This window comes from Trichocoleus sp. ST-U1 (genome assembly GCF_039961835.1).
Lineage (GTDB): Bacteria > Cyanobacteriota > Cyanobacteriia > Cyanobacteriales > FACHB-T130 > FACHB-T130.
In genome coordinates this window covers 1-4127 of the sequence record NZ_JAMPJZ010000152.1, presented here as the reverse complement: position 1 = coordinate 4127, position 4127 = coordinate 1, and the positions used below count along the sequence as shown (strand labels likewise).

Sequence of the window (4127 nt, the reverse complement as noted above, 5' to 3'; positions counted from 1 at the left end):
GAGTCAAGAGGAAGCCGATCAACTCATCGGTCAGTTGGAAAGTACGCGCGATCGCGTCTTGTCTCAAGCTCAAGAATTGCAAGATCGCGCTAAATCTGAAGCCGAAGGACTGTGGCAAAGGGTAGAATCCTATCTGCGCGATACTCACAAAGAAGAACTGAATCCTGAAGACATCAAGCGAGAGTTGCAAACGCTTCTCAATGACCCTCAGGCAGGACTTGCCGCACTCCGGACGCGACTTTCTCACTTTGACCGCGATACGCTGGTGCAATTGCTCAAGGGACGCGGCGATCTGGGCGAAGAACAGATCGATGGCACAATCCATCAGATCGAATCGGTGCGAGAGACTATTCTGCACGCACCGCAACAATTAGCCGGTCAAGCGAAGGATCGCTACGACCAAGTGACGAACCAGATTGCTGAGTATCTGCGAAACACCAACCTGGAAGAACTCGATCCGCAAGGCATCCAGCAGGATTTGGCAAAACTCCTGAATGACCCGAAAGAGGGAAGTTTGGCCCTGAGAGAACGGCTGTCTCACGTCGATCGGGAAACCTTGGTGAAGCTGTTGAGTCAACGAGAAGACTTGAGCGAAGAGCAAGTCAATCGGGCAATCGATCGGGTGCAAGAGGCGATTCACAGCATTGTCAAAGCCCCGCGCCGCTTGGCAACCCGTGCCAGAGACACGGTTCGGAATTTCCAAACCGATTTGGAAGATTACCTGCGGAACACTGACAAAGAAGAACTCAACCCGGAAGGCATCAAACGCGAGTTGCAATTAATGCTCAACGATCCACAAGCCGGGTGGAAGAATATTCGCGATCGCTTCTCTCATTTCGACCGTTCTACCTTTGTTGCACTCCTATCGCAACGGGAGGATATTTCCGAGGAAGAAGCCAACCGGATTGTCGATCAAATCGAATCGGTGCGCCATCAATTTGTCGAACAAGCGCAGAATGCCCAGCATAAAGTGCAATCGGTGCTTGACGGAGTTTTTGGCAAAATTCGCAATTACTTCAACTCCCTGGAGCGTCCAGAACTCAATTACGAGGGAATTAAGCGCGACTTCCGCAAATTGTTCGACGATCCGCAAGCTGGATTTGACGCGATGCGCGATCGCCTGAGTCAATTCGATCGGGACACGTTGGTGGCGCTGTTGAGTTCCCGTGAGGATATTTCCCAAGCGGATGCCAACCGACTCATCGACCAGATTGAAGGGGTGCGCGAGAGTACGATACACCGCGCTGAACGCTTCCAGCAGGAAACGAAACGACGCATCAAAGACCTCAAGCACAAAGCGAAGCAGCAAGCTGAGGAAACCCGAAAATCCGCTGCAACCGCTGCTTGGTGGCTCTTTGGAACCGCGCTAACTTCCGTAGCAACCGCAGCGATCGCTGGAGTCGTCGCTGTATCCGGTTTCGCTTTCTTTAGCTAAAGCTTTAACGATTTCCAAGCAAATTAAGCCTCCTTTTCAGGAGGCTTTTTCTTATATTTTGCATCCGGCTCAATACTTTCTCTGGAAAAGCTTGAGATTTCCCAAGTCATCGCCGCCGGTTTGTTCGATTGATCAAACCGAGAGCGGCTGCCAAGAGAGCTGAGCCGATAATTGACCAGATAATCGGGAAGGATTTCCCTCCAATATTGAGGGCAAATATCACCGGAAGATTAAACTCTTTGGCTACCCACAATCCAATATATGCACCGATAATCCCGACAATTATCGAGAGTAGACAGCCCCCTGCCGAGTAACCCACTAACGCTTGCCCAGTGCCGCCGCAGAATGCAGCAATGACCAACAATACCAGAAACTCGATCGGCGTCATTGTTCCTCCAGTACAGGAGTGATGGAACTGCTAATAGGTTCGCACAACTCGGTGCTTTTTCAGGAAAGTTGTGAATTCAGAGCGATCGCTCTCTAAAATCTCATTCATGGCTTGCTCCGACTCCAGCCAACCGGCAACTTCCAGATTTAAACTCAAGGGGAGCGCTTTTGTACCATAGATTTATTAGCCCATCCACTTGGATAACTTATAGTCATGGTAGGCACCGGAACCAAACTCACATTACAGGAATTTCTAGCTTTACCTGAAGGAGATGTAACCTATGAGTTTGTAGATGGTCAGGCAGTGCCTAAAGTGTCTCCTAAGCTTTTTCATTCTGTACTACAGTCAGCTTTGTGGGTTCTCATTGGTGCCTGGTGTAAAGGACGAGGACGAGTTGTTCAAGAATGGGCAGTGCTGTTGAAACGTCATGGTCAAGACTGGGCACCTATACCCGATTTGACTTACATTTCTTACCAACTCCTACCCGCCAGTTGGAAGCGGAACGAAGCTTGTCCTGTGCCTCCCGAACTGGTAATTGAGATTATTTCCCCAGACCAAACCCTGAAAGAATTTGAAAATAAAGCGAAAGACTACTTTGACGCTGGTATTTTAAGAGTCTGGGTTGTAGATCCTGAAGCGATGAATATCCGGGTATTTTTCCCAGATGGATCGAGTCAAGTCTACACAGATACGATGCCCATTGTGGATACCCTGCTTCTAGGTTTGGAACTAACACCCAGACAGATTTTTGAACAAGCAGAACTGATTTAATGGTTCCACTGTTACAGATGCTATAGATGCGATCGCTCTCATGATGAATCACTACTTTGCCACAGTTGCCCGTGGTCTAGAACCTATTGCTGCTGCTGAACTGGAACGTTTAGGGGCAAAGGAAGTCCGTCCTGATTTCACTGGAGTGCATTTTGTTGGCGATAAAGCAATGCTATACCGGGTGAATCTCTGGGCAAGGACAATTTTTCGAGTCCTAGTCCCCATCCATGAATTTGCCTGCTATGACGCCCAGATGCTCTACCGGGAGGTGCAAAAAATCTCCTGGCTTGACTATCTACATCCCAACAACACCCTAGCTGTGGACTGTACAGGAGGCAATCAAAAACTTAACCACACCCACTTCACGGCTTTACAAGTTAAAAACGCCATCGTAGACCAACAGCGTGACAAATCCGGTCACAGGTCTAGCGTTGATACCGAAAATCCAGATGTGCGGATTAATGTCCACATCCATCAAGACCGTTGTATTTTAAGTTTAGACAGTTCGGGTACCAGTCTCCACCGCCGGGGATATCGACCCGCAATGGGGCTGGCTCCGCTTAAGGAGACTCTAGCGGCTTCTATCCTCGACATGGCAGAGTGGGATGCGAATCTTCCCTTTTTAGACCCGCTCTGTGGCTCTGGAACTCTTCCCTTAGAAGCGGCTTTAAAAGCTTTGAATATTGCCCCCGGATTATTTCGGGAAAAGTTTGGCTTTTTCAGCTGGCTGGACTTTGACGAACAGCTGTGGGACGAGATATGGGCGGAAGCCGAAAACAGCGAAATCTCAGACTTAAAAGCACCAATTTGGGGGAGCGACAAAGACCCTGATATCCTAAGCCAAGCTCACACGAATGCCCAACGGTGCGGCATTGCAGATAAGCTAACGTTTACGCAAACCGAATTATCCCAATTAGAAGCACCCGCAGACAGCGGCGTTCTCATCTGTAATCCACCCTACGGAGAACGTCTGGGAGATGAGAGAGAATTGGGCGAACTCTACAAAATGCTCGGTGATGTTTTCAAACAACGCTTCAAAGGTTGGACTGCCTTTGTTTTGACCGGAAACAAAGAGTTATCGAAAAGAGTGGGACTCAAAACATCTCGTCGCATTCCTGTTTATAACGGTTCTTTAGCGTGTACTTTGCTCAAGTACGAATTGTATTAAAAATTAAAGCCAGTGGAAGAATCGAAAGCATTCATCTTTCTCCCCGATTGTGTTAAGACTCAATCTCAGCGAGTTCCATCCAGCGTTCAGTCGCAGCATCAATAGCTTGAGTTAAAGTTTCCACCTTTTGATAGAGTTCCCCAACTTGGGCGACTTTGCCAGGAGCCGCATTATAAAGCGCTCTCTCTGCCTCAGCTTTTTCAGTTTCCAATTGAGCAATCTTGCCTTCAAGTTTCTCAAACTCGCGCTTTTCCCAAGTTGAAAGCCTACGCCGTTTGTTGTTATTGTTACTAGAGGGTTGTGGCTCTGCTGGACGTACTTGGGGCGGCGCTGACTTTGAGCTATCCTTAGCATTGGCAGCTTCG

General features: G+C 48.6%; 5 protein-coding genes and 1 pseudogene. 3 read left to right on the top strand and 3 right to left on the bottom strand.

The annotated features are described in order from the left end of the window. A pseudogene (locus NDA06_RS26295) lies at positions 1 to 1435 on the top strand (MFS transporter); the annotation flags it as partial. A 106-nt stretch (positions 1436 to 1541) separates the two neighbouring features. Here the strand turns inward: NDA06_RS26295 and NDA06_RS26290 are convergent. Both NDA06_RS26290 and NDA06_RS26285 read right to left on the bottom strand, forming a co-directional pair. Continuing rightward, the gene (locus tag NDA06_RS26290; protein ID WP_190429356.1) at positions 1542 to 1823 is read right to left on the bottom strand and encodes a hypothetical protein; all 282 of its coding nucleotides are present in this window, start codon (positions 1821 to 1823) and stop codon (positions 1542 to 1544) included. Between the two features lie 30 nt (positions 1824 to 1853). After that, complete coding sequence (locus NDA06_RS26285; RefSeq protein WP_277878365.1) at positions 1854 to 1979, bottom strand: hypothetical protein; 126 nt, start codon at positions 1977 to 1979, stop codon at positions 1854 to 1856. A gap of 57 nt (positions 1980 to 2036) precedes the next feature. On the opposite strand from NDA06_RS26285, the gene NDA06_RS26280 reads away from it, so the two are divergent. Together NDA06_RS26280 and NDA06_RS26275 are read left to right on the top strand one after the other, a co-directional pair. Next, positions 2037 to 2594: a Uma2 family endonuclease gene (locus tag NDA06_RS26280; RefSeq protein WP_190411498.1), complete on the top strand. Its 558-nt coding sequence runs from the start codon at positions 2037 to 2039 to the stop codon at positions 2592 to 2594. Between the two features lie 43 nt (positions 2595 to 2637). Beyond that, entirely contained in the window at positions 2638 to 3762 is a 1125-nt protein-coding gene (locus NDA06_RS26275; RefSeq protein ID WP_190985718.1) for a THUMP domain-containing protein, read from the top strand. 52 nt (positions 3763 to 3814) lie between these two features. On the opposite strand, the gene NDA06_RS26270 is transcribed toward NDA06_RS26275, so the two are convergent. Next, positions 3815 to 4127 (bottom strand): ABC transporter C-terminal domain-containing protein (locus tag NDA06_RS26270; protein ID WP_348251942.1); only part of this gene is annotated, 313 nt, incomplete at its 5' end.